Origin of the sequence: Streptomyces sp. NPDC005722, assembly GCF_040630935.1 — a bacterium.
Taxonomy (GTDB): domain Bacteria; phylum Actinomycetota; class Actinomycetes; order Streptomycetales; family Streptomycetaceae; genus Actinacidiphila.
Genome location: NZ_JBEXYN010000002.1, coordinates 128,664 through 143,863, shown reverse-complemented (window position 1 = coordinate 143,863; position 15,200 = coordinate 128,664). Strand labels below are relative to the sequence as shown.

General features: G+C 71.7%; 15 protein-coding genes and 1 pseudogene. 11 read left to right on the top strand and 5 right to left on the bottom strand.

Annotated features, from left to right (window positions below):
- Window positions 1-105: 105 nt before the first annotated feature.
- Entirely contained in the window at window positions 106-3,234 is a 3,129-nt protein-coding gene (gene ileS / locus ABZ479_RS02760) for an isoleucine--tRNA ligase (RefSeq protein ID WP_500459508.1), read from the bottom strand.
- 555 nt (window positions 3,235-3,789) lie between these two features.
- Between ileS and ABZ479_RS02755 the strand changes: the two genes are divergently transcribed.
- The 5 genes from ABZ479_RS02755 to ABZ479_RS02735 all read left to right on the top strand — a co-directional run bounded on the left by ABZ479_RS02755 (window position 3,790) and on the right by ABZ479_RS02735 (window position 8,707).
- The gene (locus tag ABZ479_RS02755; protein WP_500459507.1) at window positions 3,790-4,947 is read left to right on the top strand and encodes a TraR/DksA family transcriptional regulator; all 1,158 of its coding nucleotides are present in this window, start codon (window positions 3,790-3,792) and stop codon (window positions 4,945-4,947) included.
- Between the two features lie 142 nt (window positions 4,948-5,089).
- Complete coding sequence (gene lspA, locus ABZ479_RS02750; protein WP_499607822.1) at window positions 5,090-5,650, top strand: signal peptidase II; 561 nt, start codon at window positions 5,090-5,092, stop codon at window positions 5,648-5,650.
- Window positions 5,651-5,708: 58 nt separating this feature from the next.
- Complete coding sequence (locus ABZ479_RS02745; protein WP_500459735.1) at window positions 5,709-6,644, top strand: RluA family pseudouridine synthase; 936 nt, start codon at window positions 5,709-5,711, stop codon at window positions 6,642-6,644.
- Window positions 6,637-7,074: a GNAT family N-acetyltransferase gene (locus ABZ479_RS02740; RefSeq protein WP_500459506.1), complete on the top strand. Its 438-nt coding sequence runs from the start codon at window positions 6,637-6,639 to the stop codon at window positions 7,072-7,074. Before ABZ479_RS02745 ends, ABZ479_RS02740 begins: the two co-directional genes overlap by 8 nt.
- 37 nt (window positions 7,075-7,111) lie before the next feature.
- Entirely contained in the window at window positions 7,112-8,707 is a 1,596-nt protein-coding gene (locus ABZ479_RS02735; RefSeq protein ID WP_499607829.1) for a Na+/H+ antiporter, read from the top strand.
- 17 nt (window positions 8,708-8,724) lie between these two features.
- On the opposite strand, the gene ABZ479_RS02730 is transcribed toward ABZ479_RS02735, so the two are convergent.
- Window positions 8,725-9,828, bottom strand: coding sequence for a mechanosensitive ion channel family protein (locus ABZ479_RS02730; RefSeq protein WP_499607832.1), 1,104 nt, complete (start codon window positions 9,826-9,828; stop codon window positions 8,725-8,727).
- Window positions 9,829-9,908: 80 nt separating this feature from the next.
- Here ABZ479_RS02730 and ABZ479_RS02725 point away from each other — a divergent pair, with 80 nt between their 5' ends.
- Both ABZ479_RS02725 and ABZ479_RS02720 read left to right on the top strand, forming a co-directional pair.
- Window positions 9,909-10,562: a dienelactone hydrolase family protein gene (locus ABZ479_RS02725; protein WP_500459734.1), complete on the top strand. Its 654-nt coding sequence runs from the start codon at window positions 9,909-9,911 to the stop codon at window positions 10,560-10,562.
- Between the two features lie 51 nt (window positions 10,563-10,613).
- Complete coding sequence (locus tag ABZ479_RS02720; RefSeq protein ID WP_499607834.1) at window positions 10,614-11,066, top strand: hypothetical protein; 453 nt, start codon at window positions 10,614-10,616, stop codon at window positions 11,064-11,066.
- Here the strand turns inward: ABZ479_RS02720 and ABZ479_RS02715 are convergent.
- Together ABZ479_RS02715 and ABZ479_RS02710 are read right to left on the bottom strand one after the other, a co-directional pair.
- A complete protein-coding gene (locus tag ABZ479_RS02715; protein ID WP_500459505.1) occupies window positions 11,045-11,401 on the bottom strand; it encodes a hypothetical protein in 357 nt (118 codons plus the stop codon). The two genes, ABZ479_RS02720 and ABZ479_RS02715, sit on opposite strands and share 22 nt — an antisense overlap.
- A gap of 65 nt (window positions 11,402-11,466) precedes the next feature.
- Entirely contained in the window at window positions 11,467-12,084 is a 618-nt protein-coding gene (locus ABZ479_RS02710; protein ID WP_500459504.1) for a hypothetical protein, read from the bottom strand.
- A gap of 141 nt (window positions 12,085-12,225) precedes the next feature.
- Between ABZ479_RS02710 and ABZ479_RS02705 the strand changes: the two genes are divergently transcribed.
- The 4 genes from ABZ479_RS02705 (at window position 12,226) to ABZ479_RS02690 (ending at window position 14,338) form a co-directional block, all read left to right on the top strand.
- Window positions 12,226-12,849 (top strand): helix-turn-helix domain-containing protein, encoded by a 624-nt coding sequence (locus ABZ479_RS02705; RefSeq protein ID WP_500459503.1) that lies wholly within the window; start codon window positions 12,226-12,228, stop codon window positions 12,847-12,849.
- A 225-nt stretch (window positions 12,850-13,074) separates the two neighbouring features.
- Window positions 13,075-13,482, top strand: a complete 408-nt coding sequence (locus tag ABZ479_RS02700; protein ID WP_500459502.1) for a hypothetical protein — start codon at window positions 13,075-13,077, stop codon at window positions 13,480-13,482.
- Window positions 13,483-13,572: 90 nt separating this feature from the next.
- Entirely contained in the window at window positions 13,573-13,827 is a 255-nt protein-coding gene (locus ABZ479_RS02695; RefSeq protein ID WP_500459501.1) for an Imm51 family immunity protein, read from the top strand.
- 265 nt (window positions 13,828-14,092) lie between these two features.
- A complete protein-coding gene (locus ABZ479_RS02690) occupies window positions 14,093-14,338 on the top strand; it encodes a hypothetical protein (protein ID WP_500459500.1) in 246 nt (81 codons plus the stop codon).
- Window positions 14,339-14,739: 401 nt separating this feature from the next.
- Here ABZ479_RS02690 and ABZ479_RS02685 read toward each other — a convergent pair.
- Window positions 14,740-15,147 (bottom strand): annotated as a pseudogene (locus ABZ479_RS02685) (tyrosine-type recombinase/integrase); the annotation flags it as partial.
- Window positions 15,148-15,200 lie beyond the last annotated feature (53 nt).

Here is a 15,200-nt window from a genome sequence, read left to right as displayed (position 1 = left end):
AAACCCCCAACAGAAACCACGACGCACCCGCACACGAAGGACGGCTGCGCCGTCGTCCGCTGGGGCGGACGACGGCGCAGCCGTCATGTGCGGGCCCCCGGAGGGTTACCGCTTGCGGAGGTGGAAGGTGAGGCCGAGGGCCTCGTCCGTGAAGGCGGGACCGTACCCGTCCTCGGGTCCGCCGGACGCGAAGTCCGTCGCGAGGACCTCGTCCGCGACGAGCCGCGCGTGCTCCGCGAGCGCCTCCGCCAGTTCCGCGTCGGCCGCGGCCCAGCGCAGCGCGATGCGGTCGGCGACGTCGAGGCCGCTGTTCTTGCGGGCCTCCTGGACGAGCCGGATGACGTCGCGGGCGAGGCCCGCACGCCGCAGCTCCGGGGTGATCTCGAGGTCGAGCGCCACGGTCGCGCCGGAGTCGGACGCGACGGACCAGCCCTCCCGCGGGGTCTCCGTGATGATCACTTCCTCCGCGGTCAGGGCGACCGGTTCGCCGTCCACGACCACGGAGGCGTTGCCCTCGCGCAGGGCGAGGGACAGCGCCGCCGCGTCGCACTCGGCGACGGCCTTGGCGACGGCCTGGACGCCCTTGCCGAAGCGCTTGCCGAGGGCGCGGAAGTTGGCCTTGGCCGTGGTGTCGACCAGGGAGCCGCCGACCTCGCTCAGGGACGCCAGGGAGGCGACGTTGAGCTCCTCGGCGATCTGCGCGCGCAGTTCCTCGCCCAGCGCCTCGAAGCCCGAGGCGGCCACCAGGGCCCGCGAGAGCGGCTGGCGGGTCTTGACCCCGGACTCGGCACGCGTGGCGCGGCCCAGCTCCACCAGGCGGCGCACGAGGGCCATCTGGTCGGACAGGACGGGGTCGACCAGCGCCTCGTCCACCGTGGGCCAGCTCGCCAGGTGCACCGACCCGGGGGCGCCCGGGGTGACCGGGACGACCAGGTCCTGCCAGACGCGCTCGGTGATGAACGGCACCAGCGGCGCCATCAGCCGGGTCACCGTCTCGACGACGTCGTGCAGGGTGCGCAGCGCCGCCTTGTCGCCCTGCCAGAAGCGGCGCCGCGAGCGGCGCACGTACCAGTTGGACAGGTCGTCGACGAAGGACGAGAGCAGCTTCCCCGCGCGCTGGGTGTCGTACGACTCCAGCGCGTCGGTGACGTCCCGGACCAGCGCGCCCAACTCGCCCAGCAGCCAGCGGTCCAGCAGCGGGCGGTCGGCCGGGGCCGGGTCGGCGTCGCCGGGGGCCCAGCCGGAGGTGCGGGCGTACAGGGCCTGGAAGGCGACCGTGTTCCAGTACGTCAGGAGGGTCTTGCGGACGACCTCCTGGATCGTGCCGTGGCCGACCCGGCGGGCCGCCCAGGGCGAGCCGCCGGCCGCCATGAACCAGCGCACGGCGTCGGCGCCGTGCTGGTCCATGAGCGGGATGGGCTGGAGGATGTTGCCCAGGTGCTTGGACATCTTCCGGCCGTCCTCGGCGAGGATGTGGCCCAGGCAGACCACGTTCTCGTAGGCGTTCCGGTCGAAGACCAGGGTGCCGACCGCCATCAGCGTGTAGAACCAGCCGCGGGTCTGGTCGATCGCCTCGGAGATGAACTGCGCCGGGTAGGTGCCCTCGAAGAGCTCCTTGTTCCGGTACGGGTAGCCCCACTGCGCGAACGGCATGGAGCCCGAGTCGTACCAGGCGTCGATGACCTCGGGCACGCGCACGGCCTCGGCGGAGCACTGCGGGCACGCGAAGGTGACGTCGTCGATGAAGGGCCGGTGCGGGTCGAGGCCGGTCTGGTCGGTGCCGGTCAGCTCCGACAGCTCGGCCAGCGAGCCGACGCAGGTGAGGTGGCCCTCCTCGCAGCGCCAGATGGGCAGCGGCGTGCCCCAGTAGCGGTTGCGGGACAGCGCCCAGTCGATGTTGTTGTTGAGCCAGTCGCCGAAGCGGCCGTGCTTGACCGCCTCCGGGTACCAGTTGGTGCGCTCGTTCTCGCGGAGCAGGGCGTCCTTGACCGCGGTCGTGCGGATGTACCAGGACGGCTGCGCGTAGTAGAGCAGCGCGGTGTGGCAGCGCCAGCAGTGCGGGTAGCTGTGCTCGTACGGCAGGTGCCGGAAGAGCAGCCCGCGTTCCTGGAGGTCGTCGACGAGGGCTTCGTCGGCCTTCTTGAAGAACTGGCCGCCGACGAGCTCCAGCTCCTCCTCGAAGGTGCCGTCGGGGCGCACCGGGTTGACCACGGGCAGCCCGTAGGCGCGGCAGGTCCTGAGGTCGTCCTCGCCGAAGGCGGGGGCCTGGTGGACCAGGCCGGTGCCGTCCTCGGTCGTCACGTACTCGGCGTTGACGACGAAGTGCGCGCCCTCCATCTCCACCAGGTCGAAGGGGCGCCGGTACGTCCAGCGCTCCATCTCGCGGCCGGTGAAGCTCTGCCCGGTGGCCTCCCAGCCTTCGCCGAGGGCCTTGCCGAGCAGCGGCTCGGCGACGACCAGCTTCTCCGTGCCGTCGGTGGCGACCACGTAGGTGACGTCGGGGTGGGCGGCGACCGCGGTGTTGGAGACCAGCGTCCAGGGGGTGGTCGTCCACACCAGGAGCGCGGCCTCGCCCGCGAGCGGGCCGGAGGTGAGCGGGAAGCGCACGTAGACCGACGGGTCGACCACGGTCTCGTAGCCCTGCGCCAGTTCGTGGTCGGACAGGCCGGTGCCGCAGCGCGGGCACCAGGGCGCGACGCGGTGGTCCTGGACCAGCAGGCCCTTGTCGAAGATCTGCTTCAGCGACCACCAGACGGACTCGATGTACCCCGGGTCCATCGTCCGGTAGGCGTCGTCGAGGTCCACCCAGTACCCCATGCGGGTGGTCAGCTCGGCGAAGGCGTCGGTGTGGCGGGTCACGGACTCGCGGCACTTGGCGTTGAACTCGGCGACGCCGTACGCCTCGATGTCCTTCTTGCCGGAGAAGCCCAGCTCCTTCTCGACGGCGAGCTCCACCGGCAGGCCGTGGCAGTCCCAGCCGGCCTTGCGGGTCACGTGGTGGCCCTGCATCGTCTTGAAGCGCGGGAAGACGTCCTTGAAGACGCGGGCCTCGATGTGGTGCGCACCGGGCATGCCGTTGGCGGTCGGCGGGCCCTCGTAGAAGACCCACTCCGGCCTGCCCTCGGTCTGCTCCAGGGAGCGGGCGAAGACCTTGTTCTCCTGCCAGAACGCGAGCACCTCGTGCTCCAGCGCGGGCAGGTCGACCTGGGCGGGGACCTGGCGGTACTGCGTCATCGGTTCTGCCTCCGGCGGACACGTGCGCGTGCGTATTCCGTCGGAGGGACGAGAGCGCCTGCTGCGACTGCTCCCGCGGTACCACCCTCCTTGGCCGCGGACGGGCCCTCACGGGCTCGTTCCGCAACCCCCTCATTGGGGTCGCGCTGCCGGCTCTACTCGCCCTCGCGGGCTTTCTTCCGGCGGCTCCGGGGTGATCTTCACGTCGCGCACGCCCCCGGGCTTCCACCGTCCCCAGGTCGCTATGGGCTGCGTACGGCGCTACTCGTCCCCTTCCACGCCTTTCGCTCCGCCCAGTGTAAGGGGCCGCGGGGTGCGGTGTCGGCCGGGTTTCCGCGGGGGGCCGGTGTGACCCGAATGGCCCGGTCCGCACCCTGTTACCCGTTGGTACCGGAATACCTCGCGGAGAGCTGGGCACAACGGATGCAGACCTGCCGCCCGACCCGGCGCGGCGGGCGGATCAGGCGGCGTGCCCCGTTGCCGCGGGTCCGGAGTCGATTTATCGTTCCGGCACGATTCGCGAGCAAGATCACAATATGTGAAGGGGCCTCGGCCATGGTGGGGAAGAAGACCACCGTCACGAAGAAGACGGCGAAGAAGACGGCTCCTGCGGCCGCCTCCGCGAGCCGCAGGAACGCCGCGCCCACCGCGCGGAAGGCGGCGGCCGAGCGCCCGGCCGCGTCCCCCGCTCGCAGGAGGACCGCCACGGCCGGTGAGGGAGCGGCCGAGCCGAAGCGCACCACCGCGAAGAAGGCCGCGGCCGGGAAGAAGGCACCCGCGAAGAAGGCTGTCGTACGCAAGGCGGCACCCGCCGCGAAGAAGGCCGCGGCGCCCGCCGCGGGGAAGACCGCGGCCAAGGCCGCAGGAAAGAAGGCGGCCGTGGCGGAGGAGACGACGACCAAGGCGGCGTCCACGCGCAAGACCACGGGACGCACGGCGAGCAGGACCGCGCCTCCCGCCAAGAAGACGGTGACGGCCGCGGAGAAGCCCGCGAAGGCGCCGGCCGCGGCGAAGAAGGCCGCCCCGGTGAAGAAGACCGCGCCGGCGAAGAAGGCCACCGCGAAGACCGCCGGGAAGGCCGCGAAGACGGCCGGCGCCGCCTCCGCCGCACCCGCGAGGACCACGAGCACCGGCACCACCGCAAGGACCGGCACGACCGCCCGGGGGGCGGCGAAGACCACGAAGGCCGCGAAGGCCACGAAGACGGGAGCCAAGAAGGTGGTTGCGAAGAAGACGGCGGCCGGTACGGCCGCGGCAGGGGCGTCCGCCTCGGCGGTCCCGACGGCCCGCATCGCCGAGGCGGCGGGCGCCGTCGCCGCGGGCGACCTGGCCGTACGGCCGGACGAGGAGCCGTGGTCCGAGGAGGAGGTGGACGCGGCCCGCGCCGAGCTGCTGGCCGAGATGGACCGGCTGCGGTCCGAGATCACCACCTCGGAGAACGCCATCACCGGGCTGCTGAGGGACTCGGGCGACGGGGCCGGCGACGACCAGGCCGACACCGGCACCAAGAACATCACGCGCGAGCACGAGATGGCGCTGACCGCCAACGCCCGCGAGATGCTCGCGCAGACCGAGCACGCGCTGGAGCGGCTGGACTCCGGCACGTACGGGCTCTGCGAGTCCTGCGGCAAGCCGATCGGCAAGGCACGGATGCAGGCCTTCCCCCGTGCGACGCTCTGCGTGGACTGCAAGCAGCGCCAGGAACGACACTGACGGCCGGCCGGCCGCGCGGCACGACACGGACACGGGGAATCGCGGGGCCCGGAGCCGCGCGGCCCCGCTGTTCGGACGTGTGTGCCGTAACCTCGTCTGCGTCAGGATCCGGACTGGCGCAGATCAGGGCTGAAGGACTCACATGGCGAAGGCACAGGAGACCGCGGCGGACACGGCCGAGGAGCCGACCGGCGGTACGGACGAGGTCACCGGCAGGGGACCGCGGCGCATCGCCGTGCTCCTCGGCGTCGCGGCGCTCGCGTACGTCCTCGACCTGCTCTCCAAGATCTGGGTGGTGACCAGCCTCGAGGGCCACGAGCCCATCGAGGTCCTCGGCCGCTACCTGCGCTTCGAGGCGGTGCGCAACGCCGGCGCGGCCTTCGGTTTCGGCCAGGGCATGACCATCGTCTTCACGGTGATCGCGGTCACGGTGGTCGTGGTGATCGCCAGGATCGCCCGCAAGCTGCACAGCGTGCCGTGGGCGATCGCCCTCGGGCTGCTGCTGGGGGGCGCCTTCGGCAACCTGACCGACCGGGTGTTCCGCGCGCCGGGCTTCCTGCAGGGGCACGTCGTCGACTTCATCGCGCCGATCCACTTCGCCGTGTTCAACCTCGCCGACTCGGCGATCGTCTGCGGCGGCATCCTGATCGTCCTGCTGTCCTTCCGCGGTCTGGACCCGGACGGAACCGTCCACAAGGACTGACCGGGGAGCGGGGCGGCGGGGGAGGCTCCCGGGATCCGGCATACTCGATCAGGTGAGTATGCCTGCCGAAGTTCGATCCCTCCCCGTCCCCGAAGGTCTCGAGGGCGAGCGTGTCGACGCCGCCATCGCCCGTATGTTCGGTTTCTCGCGGACCAAGGCGGCCGAGCTGGCCGCCGCCGGGAAGGTGACGATCGACGGCAGCGAGGCCGGCAAGTCCGACCGCGTCTCGGGCGGCGCCTGGCTCGAGGTCGAGATGCCCGCGCCGCCGCGCCCGGTGGAGGTCGTCGCCGAGCCGGTGCCGGGCATGCGCATCGTGCACGACGACGACCACGTGGTCGTGATCGACAAGCCCGTGGGCGTGGCCGCCCACCCCAGCCCCGGCTGGACCGGCACCACGGTCATCGGCGGCCTGGCCGCCGCCGGCTACCGGATCTCCACCTCCGGGGCCTCCGAGCGTCAGGGCATCGTCCACCGGCTCGACGTCGGCACCTCGGGGCTGATGGCCGTCGCCAAGTCGGAGATCGCCTACAGCGACCTCAAGCAGCAGTTCCGGGAGCGCACCGTCGACAAGCGCTACCACGCACTGGTCCAGGGCCACCCCGACCCGCTGAGCGGCACCATCGACGCCCCGATCGGCCGCCACCCCCAGCACGACTACAAGTGGGCCGTGACCGCGGAGGGCAAGCCCAGCGTCACGCACTACGACCTCGTCGAGGCGTTCCGCGCGGCCTCCCTGCTCGACATCAAGCTGGAGACCGGCCGCACCCACCAGATCCGGGTCCACATGGCCGCCCACCGCCACCCTTGCGTCGGCGACCTGACCTACGGGGCCGACCCCACCCTCGCCAAACGGCTGAAACTCACGCGCCAGTGGCTGCACGCCGTGCGCCTGGGCTTCTCCCACCCCGAGGACGGCCGCTGGGTGGAGTTCGAGAGCACCTACCCGGACGACCTGCAGTACGCCCTCGACACCGTGCGGGCCGACAGTGCCTGAGGACTACGAGGTCCGGGTCGCCGCCGACCCGGACGACCTGAAGGCGTACTACGCGGTCCGGCACGAGGTCTTCGTCGTCGAGCAGCAGGTCCCCGCCGACCTGGAGTACGACGCCCACGACGCCGACGCCGTGCACGTCCTGGCGACCGGCCCCCACGGCGCACTCGGCGCGGGCCGGCTGCTCCTCGGCGAGGACGGCACCGGCATCCTCGGGCGGCTCGCCGTGACCGGCGCCTCCCGGGGGCTGGGCATCGGCGTCGCCCTGGTGCGCGCCATCGAGGACGAGGCCCGGCGGCACGGCCTGGCCGCCGTCGAACTGCACGCCCAGGTCCACGCCGTCGGCTTCTACGAGCGCCTCGGCTACACCTCCTTCGGCGCCGAGTACGAGGAGGCGGGCATTCCGCACCTGTCGATGAGGCGCGTGCTCTGACCGGGCCGGAGGCGGCGGGCATGCCACGCTAGGGGGTGTGGATCAACTCGCGCTGTTCTTCGCCCTGATGCTCGCGGCCATCGTGATGGTGCCGCTGGGCGACCGGATGGGGCTGCCGTCGCCCGTTCTGATGACGTTGCTCGGGGTCGTCCTGGCCCTCCTGCCGTTCGTGCCGAACGTGCAGATCAACCCCGAGCTCATCCTTCCGCTCGTGCTGCCGCCGCTGCTCTACGCCTCCGTACAGCGCACGTCCTGGCGGCAGTTCGCCGCCAACAAGAAGGCCATCTTCCTGCTGGCCGTCGCTCTGGTGCTGATCACCACCGCGGCGGTGGGCGCCATCGCCAGCGCCGTCGTCCCCGGCATCTCCATCGCGGCCGCCCTCGCGCTCGGCGCGCTGGTCGCCCCGCCCGACCCGGTGGCCGCGACCGCCGTCGCCGGGCGCCTGGGACTGCCGCGCCGCATGGTGTCGACCCTGGAGGGCGAGGGGCTCTTCAACGACGTCACCGCGATCGTCGTCTACAACGTGGCCGTCGCCGCGGCCGTGACGGGCTCCTTCTCCTGGCCGGAGGCGCTCGGCGAACTGCTGCTGTCGGCGGTCGTCGCGGTCGCCGTCGGCGTCGTGCTCGGCTGGACCGCCTCCAAGCTGATGGGGGTCGTGGGCGACCCGACCCTGCAGATCGGGCTCTCGCTGCTCGTCCCGTTCGCCTCCTACGCGATCGCCGACGAGGCGCACGGCTCCGGGGTCCTCGCCGTGCTCACCACCGCGCTGTTCCTGGCCGAACACGCCCGCGACGCCGACGACGTGACCGGGCGGCTGGTCGGCGCCACCTTCTGGGAGGTCGTCGACACGCTCGTCACAGGTGTCGCCTTCGGCCTGATCGGCCTGGAGCTGCACAACGTCTTCGGCGTCGGCGCCGGCCGCTGGGGCACCATGCTGAGCCACGCGGCGATCGTCGTCGGCGCGGTCGTCCTCGTACGGCTGGCCTACCTGATGCCGGCCGCGGCGGTCACCAGGAAACTGCACAAACGGCGCGACCTCGACGAGGACATCCCCCTGTCGTGGCGCGAGACCGTCGTCATGTGGTGGGCCGGGATGCGCGGAGTGGCGTCCATCGCCCTGGCGCTGGCCATCCCGCACACCACGGAGTCCGGCGCGCCCTTCCCGGCGCGCGACGAGATCCTCTTCATCGCCTTCTCGGTCGTCCTCACCACCCTCGTGCTGCAGGGGCTCACCCTTCCGAAGGTCGTCAAACGCCTCGGGGTGAGCAGCGACACCCAGGTGGAGCACGACATGGAGATGCTGCTCGCGCTGCGCGCCATGGCCGCCGCCAAGCAGCGGCTGAAGGAGGTCGAGGCGACCGAGGACTTCTCCGAGGAGGTCTCCGAACTCCTGCACCGCCGCGCCTTCGACGTCGGGGCCCGGATCTGCCCCGACATCGTCGACGACGAGAAGCGCGACCGGCACACCGCCCGTGTCCGCCGCCTCAGGACCGTCGAGCGGGTCCAGCGCGACATGTTCTCCGCCGCCCGGCACGAGGTCCTCGCCGCGCGCAGCGAGCCCGGATACGACCCCGAGATCGTCGACCGGGTGCTGCGCCAGCTCGACGTCCGCAGCCTGCGCGTGTCCCGGTAGGCGCCGCCGCTCGGCCCCTACCGGGCCCCAGGGCCGGGACCGATGTCGCCCGCCCCGGGCGTGGCCTGCTCGCGGTCCGGGGCCTCGGCCAGACCGGGAGCGGTGGCGGTGTTGATGCGCGGCAGCGCGTACGGGTGCTCGCGGCGCAGCCAGTCGATCATGTGCTCCCGCACCACGCAGCGCACCGTCCAGATGTCGTCCGCGTCCTTGGCCGTGGCCAGCGCCCGCACCTCGATGGTGGACGGGGTGGTGTCCGTCACCACCAGGCCCCAGGCCCGGCCGTCCCACTGCTCGCACTCCTTGAGGACGTCGTGGAGGTGCTCGCGCATCAGGTCGACGGGTGTGGCGTGGTCCAGGTGGAAGTAGACGGTGCCGGTCATCCGGGCGTTGCCGCGGGACCAGTTCTCGAAGGGCTTGCTGGTGAAGTACGAGACCGGCATGGTGATCCGCCGCTCGTCCCAGGTGCGCACCACCAGGTAGGTGAGGGTGATCTCCTCCACCGTCCCCCACTCGCCCTCCACGACCACCGCGTCGCCGATCCGGACCATGTCCCCGAAGGCGATCTGCAGCCCCGCGAAGAGGTTGCCCAGCGTCGACTGGGCGGCGATGCCCGCGACGATGCCGATCAGCCCCGCGGAGGCCAGCATCGAGGCGCCGAAGCCGCGCATCGCGGGGAAGGTCAGCAGCATGGCCGCCACCGCGACGACTCCGACGACCGCGGTGACCACCCGCTGGATCAGCGTCACCTGCGTCCGCACCCGCCGCACCCGCGCCGCGTCCTGGGCGGCGGAGGCGTACCGGGAGTACGAGGCCTCCACCACGGCCGCCGCGACCCTGACCACCAGCCAGGCGCAGGCACCGATCAGCACCAGCGTCAGCACCTGCCCGATCCCCCGGGTGTGGCCGCGGGCCAGGTGCGCCTGTTCGTACGAACCGCGCAGCAGCGAGCTGCAGATCACCAGCTGGAGCGCCAACCGTGCGCGCCGCAGCAGGTTCCACAGCGGGGTCTCCGGGTGCCGGGCGTCCGCGCGGCGCAGCGCGTGGTCGACGGCCCAGCCCACGGCGAGGGTCACGATGAGGGAGCCGCCCACCACGCCCAGCGGCCGTACGACGGAGTCCATGGTTTCGACGGTAACGGGCATGATGGAGCCCGTACCCCGATCGTGCACCACCCATGGGACGTGAGATTGTGACCTCCGGCATGACCATCGTGCTGTTCCACTCGGCCTACGGACTCCGTCCCGCCGTGCACGCCGCCGCCGACCGGCTGCGGGCGGCCGGGCACGAGGTGCACGTGCCCGACCTCTACGAGGGCCGCACCGCGGACACCGTCGAGGAGGGGATGGCCGTCAAGGACGAGATCGGCCGCGACGAACTGCTCATGCGCGCCGTCACCGTCTCCGGCCCCCTCTCCGACCGGGGCCTGGTCTACGCCGGGTTCTCGCTGGGCGGTTCCATCGCGCAGAACCTCGCCCTCGCCGACGAGAAGGCCCGCGGCCTCCTGCTGCTGCACGGCACGTCCGACATCGCCGACGACGCCACCACCGACCTCCCCGTCCAGCTGCACGTCGCCGAGCCCGACCCCTTCGAGCCCGACGACTGGCTGAACGCCTGGTACCTGCGCATGCGCAAGGCGGGCGCCGACGTGGAGATCCACCGCTACCACGGGGCGGGCCACCTCTTCACCGACCCGGACCTCGACGACTACGACGCGGAGGCGGCCGAGCAGACGTGGGCGGTGGCGCTGGACTTCCTGGCGGACCTCGCGGCGGATGCGGGGGAGGCGCAGGCGGGGGACGCGGACCCTACGGAGGCGGGTGAGGGGAACGCCACGGAGGCGGGCGAGGACGGGTAACGGCCCGGTGGGCAGGGGCCGTTGTCAGTGCCCGCTGAGATCATCCGATACATGGGTGTTCTCTACGGGTACTACTCCGCCGCCGACGACAAGGACGCCGCCCGCGCCGTGGTCCGCGAGTTCCGCCGGGCCGAGGCCGGCAGCCGCGACCAGCACGTGACCCAGGGCATCGACCCGGTCGTGGAGTTGCTCCCCGCGGAGGTCCTCATCACCGGCCGCGCCCCCGAGGACGTGCGCTCCGACCCGCGCCGCGGCGCCCTGGTGGGGGTGGCCGGTGAAGGCAGGGTCGTCGCCGTCTCCCTCACCGACAGCTTCCGCGACGCACTCGCCGCCTTCGACGCGGACCTGCTCGACGACGTCGCCATGGGGTGGTCCCGCACCTCCGAAGGCCTCCACGGCGTCCACGGTCCGGACGTCCTCGGGCTGTTCCTCAAGGAGCTCGCCGGGCTGGCCGGCCGCGCCACGGCGGACGGACGGCGCCTCTACTGCTGGATACGCCCCTGAGCGACGCCGGACCCGCGCGGTCCGGCGGCCGCCGCCAGTAGGAGGAACGCGGCCGAGGGCAGGAACACGTACATCGCGATCGCCGCGCCGATGACGGACCAGACGATCAGCGCGAGAGCGATGACGACGCAGGCCTGGGCGAAGACCCTGGGGAACCGTGCCAGGAGCGGCGGCAGCGCCAGCGGCACCACGGACATCACGAAGAAGCCGCCGTAGTAGCTGTCCAGCCCGTGGAGCAGCCCGGGCACCGCCACCGCCGCCGCCCCCACCGCGAGCACCCACTGCCGGCGCCCGATCCCCGTCCGTACCTCCGGCCGCCCCGTCCCAGCCCCCATGGCCGCCCCTTCCCCCTGGCGTACACCGCTTTGAACGCGTTCAACCTAGCGGATCGCGGTCCGGCTCAGTACCAGCGGCTGAACGCGGCGGCACCATGGCCGGACCGGGCGGCGTGACGCAGCACGCGCAAGGGGGTGTCGAGCAGTTCCGCGGCGTCGAACTCCGGATCGCCCAGGGCGCCCATCCAGTCGGCCGCGCGGGCGAGGACGTGCTCCCGGCGGGCTCCGGAGAGGTCCAGGGCCCGTTCCGCCCCGGGGAGCGCCGCCGCCAGCTCGTCGTGGGTGAGCAGGAACTCGCCGAACCGGCCGGGCAGCTGGGCCGAGGCCGCGGGGCCGAGGGCGTAGACGAGCGCCGCGACCGGGCCGGCACTGCAGGCGGCGGCGGCGAACGGGCCCTCGCCCTCGATCTGCGGCATGAGGTGCATGAGTTCCTCCTGCAGCGTCAGCGTCGGCTCGTCGTCCTCGGCGGCGCTCGCGGAGTCGACGAGTTCGGCGAACCGCAGCGCGGCCGGATCGTCTTTTACGGGACACGTTTTGTCAGCGCCCTCGGCCCACCAGGCGAGCGCCCGCGCGAGCTCCGGCGGCAGCTCCTCGTCCCGGGCCGCGGGCCGGGACGTACGCGCGTGTGCCCGCACCACGTCATCGGGGACGGCCCCCACCACCCAGACGCCCGTCACACTCACGGCCCCCACCTCCCGGCTCGACCCCGACCGTATCCCCTGGGTGCGGCGGGGGCGACGGGGGCGCCGCCTCGCTCGACCGCCATGACGTCCCGCGGGCGACGCGCGTTGCCGTCCCCGGGGCGGCCGGGGTGGAATGGGCGGATGGAAGACCTGTCCTCGATCGCCGCCGCCCTGGCGGAGGTCGGCCCCCGCCTCAAACGCCTGCGCACGCGGCGGGGCGTCACCCTGGCCGCGCTCTCGCAGACCACGGGCATCTCCACGAGCACTCTGTCGCGCCTGGAGACCGGCCGGCGCCGCCCCAGCCTCGAACTCCTCCTCCCGATCGCCCAGGCGCACCGTGTGCCGCTGGACGAACTGGTCGGCGCCCCCGAGGTGGGCGACCCCCGGGTACGCCTCAGACCCCGCCGCGTGAACGGCCGTACCGTCGTGCCGCTCACCCGCCAGCCCGGCTCCCCCCAGGCATGGAAGGTCGTCATCCCCGTAGCCCAGTGCGAGCCCGACCTCCGCGTCCACGAGGGCCACGAGTGGCTGTACGTGCTCTCCGGACGGCTCCGCCTCCTGCTGGGCGACGGCGAGGCCGTCCTCGGCGTGGGGGAGGCGGCCGAGTTCGACACCCGGCTGCCCCACTGGTTCGGCAGCGCCGACGGCCGGCCCGTCGAGATCCTCAGCCTCTTCGGGCGCCAGGGCGAGCGCATGTACGTCCGCACGAGGCCCGGCCGGGGGAGCGTGGACGGCGGCGGTGACGGCGGCGCGGGGACGCGTTGATCGCACCTTCCCGTCCGGAAGGGGGGCGGCGGGGGCCCCTGGCCTGAGCGGGGGATCAGCCGCCGCGGGGGCGGCCTGTCAGACGCCGCCGCTACGATCGCCCCATGACGTCACATCAGGGAGATGCCGCGTAGGTCGCCGCGCGCGGTGAGGGCCGCTACGTCCCGGGGACGAGTCGATGGCGCGGTCAGTTCATTGCTGGTCGGCACGTGTCCTGGGGAGCCCGTGTGCGCCGGCGTTCACACGTACCTCTTCGTCGACGGTCTCGACGTGGTCACCTGGAGCGACAGCAGAATGGCCGGCCTCGACCCGAGGGGGCTGCTCCGGCCGGGCGGGCCCCTGTATCCGGCGGACACGCCGCGCTCGGTGGAGGTGGCGGCGGAACAGCCAGGCCCGGGGCCGGACATGCTGTTCATCCGCGTCCGTCAGCGGGGCGGGACGGTCATCTGGTCCGGCCTGACGTACCCCGGCGACGACGACGGACCCGTCGAGGAGGTGCGCTTCCGCCTCGAGCAGTACCTGGGCGAGGTCGAGCGGGCGTACGCGGTCGCCACCGCCGACCACGGGGCCGCGAGCGCCTTGACGCCGGCCTCAGCCGAACGTCGAGCTGTCGGTCACGGCTGCTGCGACTGATCTGCCTCACCAACCCTCACTGACCGTACAGCGCGCAATCCGCCGTAGGGCACAATCAGCCCGGGGCACGGACTGGACGTCGACGACGTAGTGGAAGAACTCGGTCACGAACCCAACGGCTACTTCTGGGAAGGCATCGCTCAGCTGCTCGTAAGCACCGAGGCGCCAACGCTAGAAGGGCGCTTCTCCTTCGATCCCGAGGGAGACACGTTCTGCGCCTACGGCGCGGATCGGGAGGCGCTTGAAGAGTTGGCTGTCCGGATGACCGCCGTAGCTGCGGATGCTGGCCGAGTGAGGCAGTTGATCATGTTGGCGCAAACGAACGGATTCGAGTTCGACGACTGACCAAGGCCACGGTCGTGCCACGGCTGTGCCAGACGGGACGGGAAGTAGCGGGGAACCACGGGGAACCGCAGGATCCCGATGTCGTACATCGCGGCCGGCGCCCGCCCAGCTCAGCCGCAAGCCACAGCCTCAGTCTTCCAAACTGGGGCGTTAGGACGTGTCCTGAGTAGTAATCAAGGTTTGGCTATCTCACCCGGTGAGGATGGAGGCGTGCACCACCTGAACTGCGACGCCCGACATGCCGCTGACCTGGCATGATGCCCGCATGGAAACTGGTTTCCCATGGGGGTCCATGCCAACCGTCGATCTCCGCGTGTGGCGATCTGATGCCATTGTGTTGTTCGACTGGCTGATGAGCACCGACCTGAATGCCGTACCGATCACGCATCCCGCTCAGAAGCAGGCTCTCGCCGACCTGTTGGCGCGCCTGGAGGAGGTGGACGTTAGTGAGTCCACGGAAGAAGAGATTGCCGCGGCTCAGGAAGAGGTAGCCAAGGATATGGGCTGGTAGGAGGCCGGAGGCCGCAACCACATCGACCAAGAACGCGGCTAATCCGGACAACTACCGGCCGATCCTTGCGGGAACAGATCGCCGACTACGAACGTCGTTTGCGACGCGAGGCACACGCTCAGAACGCGGCAGCGAAGCAGGCCGACCACGGTGAGGACGCCTGAACTCCTGGCGCACTCGTGCCCGATACGTGCCCGACAGGTCGGTAAACCGCGGTCAACAGCGGATGCCCGGGTGCCTCCGAGGATTCGTCCGGGCACTCGTCGCCGCTGGTCAGGAGACGGATCAGGCCCCGAAGCGCGGTGATTCCCAAGCTCAGAGCGCGGGTTCGATTCCCGTCACCCGCTCCAGCAGAAAGCCCCAGGCGAGCAGCCCGGGGCTTCTTTGTTGTCCAGACCCCTCTAGGCGTCGCGCACCAGATCCGCACCAGATGCTCTCGCGCGCTCCGCACGCACCCGCGCGTCGAGAGCCGTGGCGACCTCCCGCTGCCGCTCCAACGTGGAGTGCTGGTAGATCAGCGCGGCCCGCTCGGAGGACTGGCCCGCGCGGACCATCGTGTCCTTGAGCGTTGCGCCCGATTGAGTGGCGAGGGTGTGGCCGGTATGTCGCAGATCGTAGAAGCGGAAGTTCTCCGGGAGCCCGACCTTGGTGCGGGCCTGCCGCCACTTACGGCCGAAAGAGGAGCGGCGGAAGGGTGCGCCGCGTTCGCCCACGAACAGCAGGCCGTTCGGCTCCTTCTCGGCGAACCACTTGAGACGCCGTTCCAGGTCCCTGCGCATGAACGGCGGCAGGACGATGAACCGCTTCCCCGTGTACCTTCCTCCGTCGGGTCGCAGGAGGGTTACCCTTCGTTTGCACTTTC

What these genes read in the sequence shown, in the direction of transcription:
- ileS (WP_500459508.1), bottom strand. Translation starts at nt 3,234, where the DNA reads ATGACGCAGTACCGCCAGGTCCCCGCCCAGGTCGACCTGCCCGCGCTG.
- ABZ479_RS02755 (WP_500459507.1), top strand. Translation starts at nt 3,790, where the DNA reads ATGGTGGGGAAGAAGACCACCGTCACGAAGAAGACGGCGAAGAAGACG.
- lspA (WP_499607822.1), top strand. Translation starts at nt 5,090, where the DNA reads ATGGCGAAGGCACAGGAGACCGCGGCGGACACGGCCGAGGAGCCGACC.
- ABZ479_RS02745 (WP_500459735.1), top strand. Translation starts at nt 5,709, where the DNA reads ATGCCTGCCGAAGTTCGATCCCTCCCCGTCCCCGAAGGTCTCGAGGGC.
- ABZ479_RS02730 (WP_499607832.1), bottom strand. Translation starts at nt 9,828, where the DNA reads ATGGACTCCGTCGTACGGCCGCTGGGCGTGGTGGGCGGCTCCCTCATC.
- ABZ479_RS02725 (WP_500459734.1), top strand. Translation starts at nt 9,909, where the DNA reads ATGACCATCGTGCTGTTCCACTCGGCCTACGGACTCCGTCCCGCCGTG.
- ABZ479_RS02720 (WP_499607834.1), top strand. Translation starts at nt 10,614, where the DNA reads ATGGGTGTTCTCTACGGGTACTACTCCGCCGCCGACGACAAGGACGCC.
- ABZ479_RS02715 (WP_500459505.1), bottom strand. Translation starts at nt 11,401, where the DNA reads ATGGGGGCTGGGACGGGGCGGCCGGAGGTACGGACGGGGATCGGGCGC.
- ABZ479_RS02705 (WP_500459503.1), top strand. Translation starts at nt 12,226, where the DNA reads ATGGAAGACCTGTCCTCGATCGCCGCCGCCCTGGCGGAGGTCGGCCCC.
- ABZ479_RS02690 (WP_500459500.1), top strand. Translation starts at nt 14,093, where the DNA reads ATGGAAACTGGTTTCCCATGGGGGTCCATGCCAACCGTCGATCTCCGC.